Annotated in this window: 9 protein-coding genes and 1 tRNA gene; 9 read left to right on the forward strand and 1 reads right to left on the reverse strand. The window is 45.6% G+C overall.

Annotated features, from left to right (window positions below):
- Window positions 1-6 precede the first annotated feature (6 nt).
- From nhaC to ACN0TF_RS02965, 6 genes are all read left to right on the forward strand, one after another.
- A complete protein-coding gene (gene nhaC / locus ACN0TF_RS02940) occupies window positions 7-1,461 on the forward strand; it encodes a Na+/H+ antiporter NhaC (RefSeq protein WP_417440676.1) in 1,455 nt (484 codons plus the stop codon).
- A 59-nt stretch (window positions 1,462-1,520) separates the two neighbouring features.
- Window positions 1,521-4,112, forward strand: a complete 2,592-nt coding sequence (pepN, locus tag ACN0TF_RS02945) for an aminopeptidase N (protein WP_417440677.1) — start codon at window positions 1,521-1,523, stop codon at window positions 4,110-4,112.
- Between the two features lie 23 nt (window positions 4,113-4,135).
- Window positions 4,136-4,363 (forward strand): DUF2835 domain-containing protein, encoded by a 228-nt coding sequence (locus ACN0TF_RS02950; RefSeq protein WP_110013113.1) that lies wholly within the window; start codon window positions 4,136-4,138, stop codon window positions 4,361-4,363.
- 196 nt (window positions 4,364-4,559) lie between these two features.
- Window positions 4,560-9,407 (forward strand): NAD-glutamate dehydrogenase, encoded by a 4,848-nt coding sequence (locus ACN0TF_RS02955; protein ID WP_417440678.1) that lies wholly within the window; start codon window positions 4,560-4,562, stop codon window positions 9,405-9,407.
- Complete coding sequence (gene pyrD / locus ACN0TF_RS02960) at window positions 9,407-10,411, forward strand: quinone-dependent dihydroorotate dehydrogenase (RefSeq protein ID WP_417440679.1); 1,005 nt, start codon at window positions 9,407-9,409, stop codon at window positions 10,409-10,411. The genes ACN0TF_RS02955 and pyrD overlap by 1 nt, the downstream gene beginning before the upstream one ends.
- A gap of 64 nt (window positions 10,412-10,475) precedes the next feature.
- Complete coding sequence (locus ACN0TF_RS02965; RefSeq protein ID WP_417440680.1) at window positions 10,476-11,030, forward strand: cell division protein ZapC domain-containing protein; 555 nt, start codon at window positions 10,476-10,478, stop codon at window positions 11,028-11,030.
- A gap of 112 nt (window positions 11,031-11,142) precedes the next feature.
- Here ACN0TF_RS02965 and ACN0TF_RS02970 read toward each other — a convergent pair.
- Window positions 11,143-11,219: transfer RNA gene (locus ACN0TF_RS02970), tRNA-Met, on the reverse strand.
- 202 nt (window positions 11,220-11,421) lie between these two features.
- Between ACN0TF_RS02970 and rlmKL the strand changes: the two genes are divergently transcribed.
- The 3 genes from rlmKL to ACN0TF_RS02985 are packed head-to-tail and all read left to right on the forward strand — an operon-like array spanning window position 11,422 to window position 15,722.
- Window positions 11,422-13,536 carry a bifunctional 23S rRNA (guanine(2069)-N(7))-methyltransferase RlmK/23S rRNA (guanine(2445)-N(2))-methyltransferase RlmL gene (gene rlmKL, locus ACN0TF_RS02975; protein ID WP_417440681.1) on the forward strand — a complete coding sequence of 705 codons (2,115 nt, stop codon included), beginning with the start codon at window positions 11,422-11,424 and terminating at the stop codon, window positions 13,534-13,536.
- A gap of 3 nt (window positions 13,537-13,539) precedes the next feature.
- Window positions 13,540-13,779, forward strand: coding sequence for a glutaredoxin family protein (locus ACN0TF_RS02980; RefSeq protein ID WP_417440682.1), 240 nt, complete (start codon window positions 13,540-13,542; stop codon window positions 13,777-13,779).
- Complete coding sequence (locus tag ACN0TF_RS02985) at window positions 13,776-15,722, forward strand: ATP-binding cassette domain-containing protein (protein ID WP_417440683.1); 1,947 nt, start codon at window positions 13,776-13,778, stop codon at window positions 15,720-15,722. The genes ACN0TF_RS02980 and ACN0TF_RS02985 overlap by 4 nt, the downstream gene beginning before the upstream one ends.
- Window positions 15,723-15,725 lie beyond the last annotated feature (3 nt).

Consider the following 15,725-nt stretch of genomic DNA (forward strand, 5'->3'; position numbering starts at 1 on the left):
TAATTAATGAGTCATAAAACAAAAGCACCCAGTTTATTACAGGCGCTGATTCCTTTACTTGCGCTAATTGCAATGCTGTCCTCGTCGGTTTATTTATTTGGCGAAGACTCTTCTTATGGACCCAACCAGATAGCCTTGTTAGTGGCGGCCGGTATTGCTGTCATCATAGGTTTTAAAAATGGCTTTAGCTGGGAACAAATAGAAGAGGGCATAACCGAGGGGATTTCTGTCGCCCTGGGCGCAATGTTAATCATTCTTGCCGTCGGTTCATTAATCGGTACCTGGTTACTGTCCGGTACGGTTCCAACATTAATTTACTTTGGCCTGGAACTGCTAAACCCAAGCTTATTTTATGCGGCAAGTTGTATTATTTGTGGCGTGGTAGCGCTGTCTATCGGAAGTTCGTGGACAACTGCAGCAACCATTGGTGTGGCATTAATGGGCGTAGCTTCCGGTATGGGGTTAGAGCCTGGTATCGCCGCCGGTGCAATTGTTTCAGGAGCATACTTCGGCGATAAAATGTCACCCTTGTCTGATACCACCAACCTGGCGCCTGCCGTCGCAGGCACTGAGCTGTTCGCTCACATTCGTTATATGGGGTATACCGCAGGGCCGGCTTTTATTATCTCGATAGCCTTGTTCTTAATTCTTGGTCTTAACGCCGATACCAACGTTAGTTTACAGCGTCTGGAATTGATGCAGGAACAACTAAGCGCAACCTTCAACGTTGGCTGGGAAATGTTGGTTCCTTTAGCTGTGTTGCTATACCTGGCAGCAACACGCAAACCGGCGTTACCCACAGTATTTTTCGGAGCCTTGCTCGGCGGCGTGTGGGCGTTAATTTTTCAACCTGAAATGGTCAGTCAAATAGCCGGAGAAGAGGGCTGGATTGCCTCGTTAAAAGTAGTTTGGTTGGCGTTATCAGATGGCGTAGCGGTGAGTACAGGCAGTGCCAATCTTGATTCATTGTTAAGCGGCGGTGGTATGTCGTCAATGTTAAATACCGTCTGGCTCATTTTAAGTGCCATGACCTTTGGCGCTATTATGGAAAAAGTTGGCCTGCTGGAACGCTTTATCCGCGGCATGTTGAAGTCAGCTAAGAGTGTTGGCTCGCTGGTTACCGGAACCATTTTTACCTGTTTTGGCGCGAACGTATTAACCGCTGACCAATATATGGCGATTGTACTGCCGGGCCGTATGTTTAAAGAAGAGTATGAACGTCGCAACCTGGATCCGAGAGTGCTTTCCCGTACTCTGGAAGACAGTGGTACCATTACATCGGCTCTCATTCCGTGGAACACATGCGGAGCTTATATGTTTTCAGTACTTGCCGTTAGTCCGTTCGAATATGGTATTTATGCGTTCTTTAATTACCTGACCCCGCTAATCGCCATAATTCTTGCCTATACCGGCTGGACTATCTTGTATTTGAATCCAAAAGATAAAACGGCTGAAGCCTAATTAGAGCGAACAGCCGTGCGCAAGAAAGCTACTTAGAGAACTAAATACAGAAGGAAGCTATGACACAATTACCAAAGGCTAAATATCGTAAAGATTATCAAGAACCTGAATTCGCAATAACGGATGTCGATTTAACCTTTAATCTTCATCCAACAGAAACTCGGGTAACGAGCGTCTTAAAAGTTGTACGGCAAGGCGATCATGCAAAGCCTTTGGTACTCGACGGGGAACAACTCACCTTATTGAGCTTGAAAGTCGATGGTGAAGACGTTGCTGAGGATACATATCAATGCAATGAGCACAGCCTGACACTCAACACCTCGCTCAAGTCGTTTACCCTCGAAATTGAAAATAGCGTTAACCCAACGGCTAATGAGGCGCTTGAAGGTCTGTATCTGGCTGAAGACACCTTCTGTACGCAATGCGAAGCAGAAGGCTTCCGACGCATCACTTATTACCCCGACCGTCCTGATGTTCTGGCAAAATTTACAACCACAATTATTGCCGATAAAGCAGAGTTTCCATATCTATTGTCAAATGGTAACCGCATAAAGCAGCTGGATCTCGATAACGGAAAGCATATGGCAACCTGGCAGGACCCGTTTCCTAAGCCTTGCTATCTGTTTGCTCTTGTCGCGGGTAATTTCGATGTATTACGTGACGAATTTACTACCAGGGAAGGGCGTACCGTTGATTTAGAGCTTTTTGTAGATAAAGGCAACCTGGACAGAGCAGATCACGCCATGTTGTCGCTTAAGAACGCGATGAAGTGGGATGAGGAGCGTTTTGACCTGGTCTACGATCTGGATATTTATATGATTGTAGCCGTCGATTTCTTCAATATGGGAGCCATGGAAAACAAAGGCTTGAACGTTTTCAATGCGAAGTACGTTTTGGCTAATCCCGCGACGGCAACCGATCAGGACTTTCTTAACGTCGAGTCCGTTATTGGTCACGAATACTTCCACAACTGGACTGGCAACCGCGTGACGTGCCGTGACTGGTTCCAATTGAGCTTAAAAGAAGGGCTGACTGTTTTCCGCGATCAGGAGTTCAGTTCAGATCTTGGCTCCAGAGCCGTCAACCGCATTCAGGATGTCCGGGTTATTCGTAGCCACCAGTTCGCTGAAGATGCAGGGCCCATGGCACATCCGATTCGCCCGGATAAAGTGGTTCAAATGAATAACTTTTATACGGTGACGGTCTATAACAAAGGCGCCGAAGTTATTCGAATGATCCATACTTTATTGGGAGAGTCCGGTTTTCAGAAAGGCATGAAGCTTTATTTTGAGCGTCACGATGGTAAGGCTGTAACCTGTGAAGATTTCGTTCAGGCTATGGAAGATGCAAACGGCGAAGACTTCAGTCGCTTCCGTCATTGGTACTCGCAGGCAGGAACGCCGGTTGTTACCGCGGAACAGTCTTACGATAAAGATGCGAAGCAACTAACCCTGGTGCTCAAACAGGAAACTGCGTCTACTCCCGGACAAGAGCAAAAGGCTCCTTTCCATATTCCGGTTAAATGGTCAGCCTATAGCGAGCAGGGCGCAGAACTGTCATTAAGTGATAATAATTTATTGCACTTAAAAGAAAATGAAACGACTTTTACCTTTGATAATGTTGCGGAGAAACCCATTTTATCTTTATTCGATAATTTCTCTGCGCCAGTTAAAGTAAAACGCACCATAAGCGATGACGAACTACGAGTACTGCTGGCTCATAGCAAAGATGACTTTAGTCGTTGGGATGCGGCACAGTCTTTGTTTACCCGAATGATAGAAAAGGGAATTAATGATGATTCCGCTATTGAATTATCAGCACAAACGATTGATGCATGCAGGAACCTGCTTCAGGCCAATACAGATCCGGCACTAAAAGCTCTGGCCTTAACACTGCCTTCAGCCTCAACGATTGCTGATAATTATGAAACCATTCCGGTAGAAGCAATTAATACCCAGTTGAAGGCACTAAAAACACAACTGGCAGTTGCGCTGGAGAATGATTTCAGCCAGCTTCTGAGTGCCTGTAAGTCAGAAAAAGCCTACCAGTTAGTGGGTGATGAAATAGCCAAACGACAACTGAAACAGGTTTGTTTAAGCTACTTAGCCGAATTAGGCGACGCAGCGACCGATAAGTTGACAGAACAGTTTGACCAGGCCGATAACCTGACTGATCAACTGGGTGCAATGCAGGCCGGAGTGTGGGCAAATCATTCTGCAGCCGAGTCTTTACTCAATAAGTTTGAGCAGCAATGGCGTGGCGAAAAACTGGTAATGGACAAGTGGTTCAGCACTCAGGCTCTTGCTAATAACGATGCAACGGTGGAGCGAGTTAAAGATTTAATGACGCACCCCGATTTTTCGTTGAAAAACCCAAATCGGGTGTACTCACTGCTTGCCGCGTTCACTCAAAATCAACCTCAGTTTCATAAAGCTGACGGAGCAGGGTATGAATTGATAGGTTCGGTCATTCAACAATTGAATACCAGCAACCCTCAGGTTGCCTCAAGACTGCTATCTGCTTTTGTCAGTTGGCGCCGGTATGATGAGAATCGCAAGCAATTAATGCGCAATCAGCTTGAATCTTTACGTCAATTGCCAAACCTGGCCAGTGACTTATTTGAAAAAGTAGAAAGTTGTCTAACTGAATAATTATTTAAAGGTATTAAGCAACGGTGATCATTGAGTATGTTTTTAACCTAAGTATGAGCTATCAGGAGTTTTGTGATGTTTATTACAGTCAGGGTTATCAACAAATTGTAGTAACGACCGTTAACGGCACGCGGGTAGCATTACCCGCGGGGCGTTTAATTCCTTTTATCGATAACCAGGGCGTGCGTGGACGCTTCCTTTTACAAGTTGATGAGCAGCAAAAATTCGTGGGATTAAAACGGCTGACTTAGAGTCCATTCATTTAAACTAAATAGTTATATTATTTTACTTGCCATATCTGGTCTAAACACCTGTTTTTAGCGCGAATAAGCGTTGAAACCCCAGCGTAAATGTTCGACAATAACATCAATCATATATTCTCTGGCCGTGGGCCGCATTTGGGCTTGCCTACGACGTTTCACCAACAACCTCAAGGACTCTGCAATTATGTCGTTGGTCGATAGTCAATCTCCGGTTTTACTGGAAAAAGTCGTTGAATTGATAAAAAAGAAAGTTCCCGCCTCTCAAGCGCACTTAGTAGCAGATTTTGCCAAGCGCTTATATCGCAATATTGCCAGTGATGATTTAACTAACCGCCACGATAGTGATATGTACGGTGCGGTTTTGGGTTTATGGCACAGCTTTAATGAGTATAAGCCCGGTGATAAAGCACTGATAAAAGTATATAACCCAGAAGTCCCGACGGACGGCTGGGAGTCTCCTCATACTATTATTGAAATTATTCAGAATGATATGCCATTTATGGTCGACTCAGTGCGGATGGCGTTGGCTCGTCTGGGCATTACATCACATTTATTACTGCATATGCCGTTGAGCCATAAACGGGACAAAAATAGCCAGGTTACTGAATTACAGAAACCGGGTACCCGTAGCGATGATAACTATGTCGACACGGTTTTTCTTATTGAAATAGACCGTCAAACCAGCAAAGAAGAGATAAAAACGTTAAAAAGTGAGCTGGTGTCGGTAATGGAAGAAATCAGTCTTGCGGTTGAAGACTGGCAGGCTATGCGTAAGCGTCTACAGACGGTTTCAGAGCAACTGGATCATGAATATTATCCAGGCTCAAAAAAAGAAAAGAAAGAAATTAAGCAATTTTTGCAGTGGCTGGCCAACGATAACTTCACGTTAACCGGTTATCGCTCTTATGAGCTAACTCCGGTGAAAGGCGACTACGAACTCAAACAGGTTAAAGACTCCAGTCTGGGGTTAATGAAAAACTCCGTTAGTGAGAAAGGACGTTTGGTTTCCAGTTTACCGGAAGATGCGCGCGAAATAACGCACAATGAACGTCTTTTGCTGTTGACCAAAACCAACTCGAAATCACGGGTCCATCGTCCAGCATACTCAGACTACATTGGCGTTAAACGCTTTAATGAAGATGGCGAAGTCATAGGCGAAGACCGCTTTATTGGGTTGTATTCAGCTAACTTCTATAACAACAGTGCTCGTGATATCCCATTGGTAAGTGAGAAAATATCTCGCGTATTAGACATGTCAGGCTTTGCTCCGCAGTCTCACGCGGCTAAAGCATTGTTGAATATTTTAGAGACCTATCCTCGTGACGAAATTGTGCAGGCAGAAGAAGACGACCTTCTGACTGTGGGTCTGGGTGTGCTGCAAATGCAAGAACGCGATATGACCCGCGCTTTTCTGCGCCGTGATATTTTCGGCCGCTTTATGTCGTGCATGGTTTACGTGCCTAAAGAACGCTACAACACTTTATTACGCCAAAGAACTCAAAGTGTTTTGGCACGCACGCTGAAAACTGAATATGACGTCGATTTTACCACTTATTTTTCAGAGTCCTCATTAGCGAGAACACATTACACCGTGCGTTTGAGCGAAGACCATCAGGATGTGAACGTGAATGAACTAGAACAGAATTTAATTGAAGCGGCCCGCACCTGGGAAGACAACTTTGAACGTATTTTGCAGTCAACTTTTGGCGAAGCAAATGCGACACGTTTAAATAAAAGATACTCAATGGCTTTTCCGAGAGCCTACAAAGAAGACGTGCTCCCATCCGTTGCTATTTCTGATATCAAGCAACTGGAATCGTTAAATGATGAACATAAACTGGGGATGGTTTTATACCGTGCGCAGGAAGAAAAGGACGACAGCAAGCATCTGCATCTGAAGCTATTCCATAAAGATGAACCTATTCATCTGTCAGATGTATTGCCTATGTTGGAAAACTTCGGGTTGCGTGTCATTGGGGAAAGCCCGTACCAGATAAAAGCCGCAGATGGCGATATTTACTGGGTACTAGACTTCCACATGCTTCACACAGCAGGCTCGCTTAACCTGGAAGAGAGTCGTGAGACATTCCAGGAGGCTTTTGCCTTAGTCTGGAACGGTAAGCTGGAAGACGATGGCTTTAACCGCTTGGTACTAGGTGCCGGCATGAATGGCCGTCAGGCCACTATTTTGCGCATGTTTGCGAAGTACATGCGTCAAATTGGCACCACATTCAGCCAAAGCTACATAGAGAGTACGTTCAGTAAGTATCCTCTGCTGGCCAAGCTGGTTGTGAAAATGTTTTACAGCAAGTTTGAACCGGGTACAAAAGGTGTCGAGAAAAAGCTCGAAGCACTTCATACCCGCATTAATACCGAGTTGGACAACGTTGCCAACCTCGACGACGACCGTATTATTCGTCGTTATGTCGAGCTGATTGATGCCGCTTTGCGTACCAACTTCTTCCAGAAAGACGAGCAGGGCAACGACAAACCTTATATTTCGGTTAAGTTCTTACCTGAGCTGGTACCGGAAATGCCGTTACCGTTACCTAAGTTTGAAATTTTTGTTTACTCGCCGAAAGTTGAGGGCGTGCATCTTCGTGGCGGTAAAGTTGCCCGTGGTGGCTTGCGCTGGTCAGACCGTCGTGAAGACTTCCGCACCGAAGTACTTGGTCTGGTAAAAGCTCAACAAGTGAAGAACACCGTTATTGTACCTGTGGGTGCAAAAGGCGGCTTTATTTGTAAAGCTTTACCGGAAGACAGAGAAGGTATGATGGCCGAGGGTAAAGAGTGCTATAAAACCTTTATCCGTGCGTTACTGGACATTACCGATAACATCGTTGAAGGCGAAATTGTTCCGCCGAAAAGTGTTGTTCGTCGTGACGAAGACGACCCATACCTGGTTGTTGCCGCAGATAAAGGGACTGCTACTTTCTCTGATATCGCTAACGGTATTTCGGCTGAATATAACTTCTGGCTGGGTGATGCCTTTGCATCAGGCGGCTCAGTTGGCTATGACCATAAGAAAATGGGTATTACCGCTCGTGGTGCCTGGGAGTCAGTTAAACGCCATTTCCGCGAAATGGGTATCGATTGCCAAACCACAGACTTTACCTGTGTCGCTATAGGCGATATGGGTGGCGATGTATTTGGTAACGGCATGCTGCTATCCAAGCATACGCGCTTACAAGCGGCATTTAACCATTTACACATTTTTATTGACCCTGAGCCGAACGCTGCGAAATCCTGGGAAGAGCGTGACCGTTTATTCAAAATGCCGCGTTCAAGCTGGGATGACTATAATCGCGACTTAATTTCAAAAGGTGGTGGCATATTCTCAAGAAGTGCCAAAGCTATTGAACTAACACCTGAAATTAAGAAAATGCTGGGTACTCAGAAAAAATCAATGACACCGAATGATTTGATCAAAGCCTGCTTAACTATGGAAGTTGATCTTATCTGGAATGGTGGTATCGGTACTTACGTTAAAGGCAAAGCCGAAACCGACAGCGATGTTGGTGACCGCGCTAACGATGCCTTGCGCGTGAATGGTCGTGAGCTGAACGCAAAAATTATCGGTGAGGGCGGCAACTTAGGCTTTACTCAATTAGGCCGTATTGAATTTGCGCAAAACGGCGGACGAGTCAACACCGACTTTGTCGATAACGTGGGTGGCGTGGACTGCTCAGATAACGAAGTTAACATTAAGATCTTACTCAATGGCTTAGTTAACAGTGGCGATCTGACGAAAAAACAACGCGATAAACTGCTTTACGATATGACCGACGATGTTGCGAAAATTGTTCTGGATGACTGTAACAGACAAACACAGTCAATTTCGGTAACAGCGTTGCGTGGCACCGATCAAGTTAAAGAATACACGCGGTTTATTCATCACCTTGAGCGCGAGCATTCGTTGAATCGTCAGCTTGAGTTTTTACCTGATGATGATGAGTTAGTTGAGCGTCAAGCAACGAACCAGGGCTTAACACGTCCGGAGCTGTCTATTATTACGGCTTACGGAAAGATGGTTTTAAAAGAGCAGTTGATAACGGATGAAATCACAGAAGATCCGTACCACATGCGTGAACTTTTTGACTCCTTCCCGGAGGCTTTACGTGAGCGTTTTGCTGACAGCATGGTATCTCATCCGCTGAAAGGTCAGATTATTGCCACTAAGCTCGCCAATAATATCGTTAATGATATGGGACCAAACTTTGTTTTCCGCAAGCAGGAGGCAACCGGCTCGACAGTTGCTGAAATAGCTTCTGCTTATGTCGTTGCCCGCGAGTGTTTTAAAGTTGAAGAGCTATGGGAACAAATTGAGGCGCTGAATAATAAAGTGCCTGCCGAAGTTCAGAATGAAGTTTTATTCCAGCTTCGTCGTATGGTTCGCCGCGCAACTCGTTGGTTCTTGCGTCATCGCAACCCAGCTCTGAGTGGCATTCAGGAGCACTTAGACTTCTACATGGGAGCATTTGACGACTTACGCGAGAACAGCCTCAAGTATATGGTTGAGGACGAAGCTAAACTCATTGAAGAAACGATTGAGAAGTATAAAGAGCATGGCTTCCCTGCCAAGTTGGCAAAACAAATTGCGAGCCTGAGCACGGTATTCTCTGCTATGGATCTTGCTGAAGTTGCTAATGAAACGGGACAGTCGTTCAAGACGGTTGGTACGCTTTACTTCCGCCTGGGTGCGGAAATAAACTTACATTGGTTCTTAATACAAATTAATAACCAACCTGTGGCGAACCACTGGCAAGCCCTGGCAAGAGCGGCATTCCGGGAAGAGCTCGATTGGCAGCAACGTTCATTAACTCAAGTTGTACTGCGTTCAACACCAGACGTAAGCGACCCGGAGAAGATGATCAGCGAGTGGATAGAGCAAAACGAAGTGCTGTTATCTCGTTGGCAGCAAATGCTGTCAGACTTCCGTACAACGAAGAGCCACGAGTTTGCTAAATTCTCGGTTGCTTTGCGCGAGCTTATGCTGTTGAGCCACAACTGTGCACCTAAAGTGATCAGTTAATGTACAACCTGATAAAGCCATTGTTGTTCCGTCAGGATCCTGAGAAAACGCACGAGTTAATGCTCGGGATCTTGCGTAAATGGCATCGCACACCGTTGTCGCTGTTTTGGAAACAAAACGTAGCCAGCAAACCGGTTCGGGTTATGGGAATTGATTTCCCTAACCCGGTCGGTTTAGCCGCTGGTCTTGATAAAAATGCCGAGTGTATAGACGCATTTTCTCAAATGGGTTTTGGTTTTATTGAAGTGGGTACAGTGACACCTGTAGCTCAGCCGGGTAATGATAAGCCTCGTTTATTCCGCTTGACCGAAGACGAAGCAATTATTAACCGCATGGGTTTTAATAACCATGGGGTTGATGAGCTTGTTAAAAATGTCAAAGCGTCTTCTTATAAAGGCGTGTTAGGCATTAATATCGGTAAAAACAAAAACACGCCGGAAGAGCAGGCCATTGATGACTACCTTGCGTGTCTGAATAAGGTTTATCCTTACGCAGACTATGTCACGATTAACATTTCATCTCCTAATACTCCGGGTTTAAGAAACCTTCAGCACGGCTCCAGTCTTGATGGCTTATTGTCCAGCCTTAAAGCGGCTCAGCTGACTTTGGCAAAAGAGCATGATCGCTATGTGCCGCTGGTGGTTAAAATAGCTCCGGATCTTGAAAATCATGAAGTTGAAGTTATGGCGCAGTCATTATTAAAGAATGAAATGGACGGCGTAATAGCAACCAACACAACTTTGTCGCGTGACGGGTTGCAAAGCAGTCAGGCCGGTGAAGCAGGGGGCCTAAGCGGTAAACCACTTAAGGATAAAAGTACTCGAGTGATAGAGCTGTTGTGTAAAACTTTGCAAAGAAAAATACCGGTTATAGGCGTTGGTGGTATTGATTCAGTTGAGTCAGCAGAGGCCAAACTCAAGGCTGGAGCGAGCCTGGTGCAAGTTTACACTGGGTTTATCTATCAAGGCCCAAGGCTAATTCGCTCAATTGTTAGTCACTTGTAATGGTTAAGTGACTTTAGTATCTTATCGCAAAGCTTAAATTCTTCTAATAATAAAGGCTAACATCGTGGAATCGGAATCCCATTGGTTATGGTTATTCAATACAGAAAGCGGCAAGCTTAGCGTTAAGCTAAGTGATTCCGACGTATTTGATACGCCTTACAAACCGAGTCAGCTAGTCAATATTCACTTTAATGAACAAATGATGGATATTGAAGACGCGACAACCTTCCAAACCGTTAGTGAAACATTAGAAGCTTACCCAGCTGATAAAATGCCTTGCGCACCGCAAAATGCAGCTCTTAATGCAACAGCGTGGTGTCGCTTTGGTCGTCCTCAAATGCCACAGAGTTGGCATTTTCAAAAATCTGATATTAGCGAATGGCCGGTAGAGCGGCATTTATGCGAATTGAACTCAGGTTTTGATCAGGGGCTGTTCTTAATTCTTGATACAGATGATGAATTTGCGACTTGCTTACTGTTAAGTGAGGGCATGCAGCTTTCTGCGATTAAATCGCTGCGCCAGTATCATGTCATTAAAGTCACCTTAAACCGCTTGTTGCCGGCAACCGTTGATTTAGCTTTATCGGCTCAATCTAACTGGGGTCAACAACTGGCGTAGTTGCTTTAAGTGTAAAGCTTAAGATTTAAGTGTATTTTTAGGCTTACTTGAGAATTTATTCAAAGAAAGAGTATTTAGCAGGAAGGTATTACTGAATTCTAATTCCGGACGTTGGTTGCGGGGGCAGGATTTGAACCTACGACCTTCGGGTTATGAGCCCGACGAGCTACCAGACTGCTCCACCCCGCGTCCGATTGAGAGCGCATAGTATAGCCATAATTCGTGCCGCGCAAGCTTTATTTAAGCCAACCGCATAGTATTTATACAAATACGGTTTAACTGCTGTTTTATTAGTCATTCTCGTTGTAATTCCCTTATTTCAGCTGGAATTACAGACAGCCACTGAGCTCTCCGTTATAATTGTCCCCTTAATTTTTCAGGCGAAGTTTCTATGTATCGTTTTTTTATTGCGTGCTCCAAAGGTCTTGAAGGGCTTTTGTTTGATGAGTTGCAAGAGTTCAATTTAAGTCATGTTAAGCAAACCCTTGCGGGCTGCTATATCGAGGCTGATTTGCAGCAAGCTTATACCGTGGCTATGTGGTCCAGATTAGCAAGTCGTATGCTGTTGCAATTAGGTGAAAAAGAAGTTTCCAGCCTGGATGAGATTAAACTGGCATTGACTCAATTCTCCTGGAGCAAGGTTTTCGATGCGAACAGAACTTTTGTGGTTGATTTTTCCGGCGGTAATGACGACATTCGCCATACTCAGTTCGGCGCACAGTTAGTAAAAGACTGTATTGTCGATAACTTTCGTAATAGCGGATTCGAACGCCCCAGTATCGATAAGCAAGACCCGGACATTCGTATAGCGGTGCGAGTCCATAAAGACAAGCTTACCTGGTCTTTAGACTTTACCGGTGACGGTATGCACAAAAGGGGATATCGCTTGCAGCAGGGCGAAGCACCGCTGCGGGAAACCTTGGCTGCCGCTATATTACTCCGTGCCGGTATCAAAAACGAATTAGAAAAAGACGAACCGGTTATTTTTGACCCGTTTTGTGGTTCGGGTACCTTAGTCATAGAAGCTGCGATGATGGCAATGGATCATGCACCAGGCTTGAGCCGCGCGCATTGGGGCTTTTTGTTTTGGCATGAACATTCACCGCAACTGTGGCACGACGTGCTAGAGCAGGCTGAGCAGCGCTTTAAAGTGGGTAAGAATAACTTTAAAGGCCAGTTAAAAGGCTCTGACAACAATCCTCATTTGGTCGCTAAAGCCAAAGATAACGCCAAACGTGTGCTATTGCATGAAGTGATAGAGTTTGAAGTTGCGGATGCGACAAGCTGTGACGCACCGTCAGAAAGTGGCTTATTGGTCTGTAACCCGCCATACGGTGAACGTCTGGGTGAGGCCGTTGAAACTTTGCTGTTATACCGCCGTTTTGGCCGTCAATTAAAAGACACCTTCCACAATTGGCATATAGCCGTACTGGCAGGAGACGAGCAGCTACTAAAACGCTTGAAACTGCGCAGCCATAAGAAATACCCGCTATTAAACGGTGCAATTCCGGTTAATTTGGCGCTTTACGACTTAACTAAAGAGCAACCTGACTTCGCAGAGAGTCAAGCTGATGACCTTGTTAACAGGGTGAAAAAGAATTACGCGAAATTAAGCAAGTGGGCAGACAAAGAAGGACTCGATTGCTGGCGTGTTTATGATGCCGACATTCCTGAGTACAACGCCGCTATCGATATTTACCAGGATTACGTGGTTGTACAGGAATACGCAGCTCCAAAAGACATTCCGGAAGGAGTGGCCAATGATCGATTGTGGTTCATGCTCGAGTCCTTGAGTTCAGCTTTACCGGTATCTGAAGACAAAATTATTCTAAAACGCCGTCAGCGCCAAAGCGGTAAGCAGCAATACGAAAAACAATCGCAGGACAGCACGGTGTTAACGGTTAATGAATACGGCGCCAAATTTGAGGTGAATTTAACCGATTACCTTGATACCGGCTTATTTATGGACCATAGACTGGTGCGTAAAGAGTTGTTGGATAAGTGCGAAGAATTGGATGTACTGAATTTATTCGCCTATACCTGCACGGCTTCGGTTCAGGCCGCCAGAGCAGGGGCCGCACGAGTGGTTTCTGTCGATATGTCGAAAACTTATCTGAAGTGGGGCGAGCGTAACTTTGCTTTAAACCGCTTACGAGGCGACTACCAGTTTATTCAGGCTGACTGCTTTAGCTGGATGCGGGAACAACGTGGCAAACAACTGTTTGACGTTATTTTCCTTGATCCGCCCACCTTTAGTAACTCAAAACGGATGAGCGGAACCTTAGACATACAGCGTGACCACGTTGGTTTGATAAAAACCGCCACGGGCATGCTGAAAGAGGACGGCGTTATTCTATTCTCTAACAATAGAAAGAAATTCCGCATCGACACTGAAGGCCTGGATAAAGCCGGTCTTGAAGTAAATGATCAGACCCAGGCTTCAATACCTGAAGACTTTAAACGTCATAAAGGTATTCATCATTATTATATTATTTCGCGGGCGTAGTTAATGTCGGACTTTTATTTGCTGATAAAATCGAATTGTCCGCTTTGTACTCAGGCTATTCAGTTACTGCATTCGCTTGACCTGGAAGAGCCGGTTGAACTTGGAGTAGTCGACATTGCCGAACAGCAGGAGCTGCAAGAAGAGTATGGCTGGTTAGTGCCAGTATTTATTCGGGGAAAAGACGACGCCGAGTTGCGTTGGCCTTTCGATGCTAATCAATTGCTGGAGTTTGTAGAGCAATGAGTTTATTACGTGTACAAGATGCACACCTGGCTTTTGGCGCAGACGCCATTTTAGACGGTGTTGATTTTACCATTGAAGCCGGTGAACGAGTTTGTTTAGTTGGCCGTAACGGTGCCGGCAAATCCACCTTCTTAAAAGCGATAGATAACGAAGTGGTCTTAGATTCAGGGCAAATACAGTGGGTGGGCGATACTAAAGTGACCCGTTTGCCGCAAGACCCGCCTCAGCAATCTGAACAGCGGGTGTTTGACTACGTAGCAGAAGCTCTTGCTGAATCGGGCAAGGCGTTGGCTCGTTATCATGAATTGTCTGCCAGTCTCACTGACTCACCCAGCAGCGCAACTCTGGATGAAATGGACAAACTGCAGAATCAACTGGACGCTATTAACGGCTGGCAAGTCAATACGCGCATAGAGCAGGTTTTAACTCAGCTGCAACTGCCGGCAGACGAAACCATGGCTGCGCTTTCCGGCGGTTGGTTACGTCGTGTCGCTTTAGCGCGTGCTCTGGTTGTTGATCCGGACATTCTGCTGTTAGACGAGCCGACTAACCATTTGGATATTGAGATGGTGCGTTGGTTAGAAGAGCAAATCGTTAATTTTTCCGGCGCCGTGTTATTTATTAGTCATGACCGGGCCTTTATCCGCCGTTTGGCCACACGAATTATTGATTTAGACCGAGGGCATTTAACCAGTTACCCGGGCAGCTACGATACCTACCTGCAGAAAAAGCAGGAAGCACTGGAAGTTGAAGCAAGCCACAACGCTGAATTTGACAAGAAGCTGGCAGCTGAAGAGACCTGGATACGCCAGGGCGTTAAGGCACGCCGCACCCGTAACGAAGGGCGGGTACGTGCACTTCAGGACCTGCGGAAGCAACGTCAGCAAAGACGCGAGCTTCAGGGTAAAGCAAATCTGGCAGTGAACGAGTCTTCACGTTCCGGTAAAAAAGTCTTTGAAGGCGAAAATATGGCTTTGCGCTTCGGTGACAAACCTATTATTAATGACCTCGATCTATTGTTGATGCGCGGCGACAAAGTAGCGTTTGTTGGGCCTAATGGTTGCGGTAAGAGTACGCTGATCAAAGTTATTCTCGGTATGCAGGAAGTAGACAGTGGCAAGGTTCAGCTGGGAACTAATCTGGAAGTTGCTTACTTTGATCAACACCGGGCGCAGCTGGATCCTGAACAAACCGTTATGGATAACGTTGGTGACGGCAAGCAGGATATAGAGTTTCAGGGCCGTAGCCGCCATATTTTAAGTTACTTGCAGGACTTTCTGTTTTCACCAAAACAGTCACGAACCCCCGTTCGCGCACTTTCCGGCGGTGAGAGGAACCGGGCGTTGTTAGCGAAAATCCTGCTTAAACCCAGTAATATTCTGGTGCTGGATGAGCCGACCAACGATCTCGATATCGAAACCTTAGAGTTGCTTGAGCAAATTGTTGCGAATTATCAGGGCACGGTTCTATTGGTCAGTCACGACAGGGAATTTGTCGATAATACGGCGACCAGTGTTCTGTACTTTGAAGGTGAGGGTGTTATTACGGAAATTATTGGTGGTTTTACCGAGCTAAACCACTATTTAGCGGCAAAAGCGGAAAATTCATTTCATAGCAACGGAACCAAAGCTGCAGCTAAAGAGTCTGACAGCAACAAAAGTTCGCAAAATAAAGGAAAAACCGCAGACAAAGGTTCAGACAAACCGCGGAAGAAGTTATCCTATAAATTGCAACGCGAACTAGAGCAGTTACCCAAAGTTATTGCAGAAAAAGAAGCAAAACTTGAAGAATTACAACAGTTAATGAATGAACCGGGGTTCTTCGAACAGCCATTAGAAAAAACCGAACCAGTAATGACTCAAATTGCCGAAATTGAAGGGCAGTTGATGCAGGATCTGGAGCGCTGGGAAGAACTGGAAAACTTATCAGAACAGAGTAGTTAGTTA

This window comes from Idiomarina sp., assembly GCF_048265525.1.
In the GTDB taxonomy this organism is placed as follows: Bacteria; Pseudomonadota; Gammaproteobacteria; order Enterobacterales; family Alteromonadaceae; genus Idiomarina.

Excerpts from the sequence above, each read along its gene's own strand:
- nhaC (WP_417440676.1), top strand. The coding sequence starts at position 7 with ATGAGTCATAAAACAAAAGCACCCAGTTTATTACAGGCGCTGATTCCT.
- pepN (WP_417440677.1), top strand. The coding sequence starts at position 1,521 with ATGACACAATTACCAAAGGCTAAATATCGTAAAGATTATCAAGAACCT.
- ACN0TF_RS02955 (WP_417440678.1), top strand. The coding sequence starts at position 4,560 with ATGTCGTTGGTCGATAGTCAATCTCCGGTTTTACTGGAAAAAGTCGTT.
- pyrD (WP_417440679.1), top strand. The coding sequence starts at position 9,407 with ATGTACAACCTGATAAAGCCATTGTTGTTCCGTCAGGATCCTGAGAAA.
- rlmKL (WP_417440681.1), top strand. The coding sequence starts at position 11,422 with ATGTATCGTTTTTTTATTGCGTGCTCCAAAGGTCTTGAAGGGCTTTTG.
- ACN0TF_RS02980 (WP_417440682.1), top strand. The coding sequence starts at position 13,540 with ATGTCGGACTTTTATTTGCTGATAAAATCGAATTGTCCGCTTTGTACT.
- ACN0TF_RS02985 (WP_417440683.1), top strand. The coding sequence starts at position 13,776 with ATGAGTTTATTACGTGTACAAGATGCACACCTGGCTTTTGGCGCAGAC.